Annotated in this window: 1 pseudogene; it reads left to right on the forward strand. The window is 67.2% G+C overall.

What is annotated here, in order from left to right:
- Window positions 1-299 (forward strand): annotated as a pseudogene (locus tag I53_RS15365) (sulfite reductase subunit alpha); the annotation flags it as partial.

The raw sequence follows: 299 nt of genomic DNA on the forward strand, positions 1-299 counted from the left end.
CGAGTGGCAGGACGCCCTGGAGGACGGGTCGCTCACGAAGATCGACGTGGCCTTCTCGCGGGACCAGCCGGAAAAGGTCTACGTGCAGGACCGGATCACCCAGCACGCGCAGGAGTTGGTCTCCTGGCTGGATGGGGGCGCCCATCTCTACGTCTGCGGCGATGCCAAGAACATGGCCAAGGACGTGCGGGCCGCGGTGGTGGGCGCGTACCAGACCGTGAAGAACCTGAGCGCCGCCGACGCGGAGACCCAGGTCGCGGCTTTGGAGCGCGGTCACCGCTACCAGCAGGACGTGTACT

The organism is Methylobacterium sp. B1 (assembly GCF_000333255.1).
Lineage (GTDB): Bacteria > Pseudomonadota > Alphaproteobacteria > Rhizobiales > Beijerinckiaceae > Methylobacterium > Methylobacterium fujisawaense.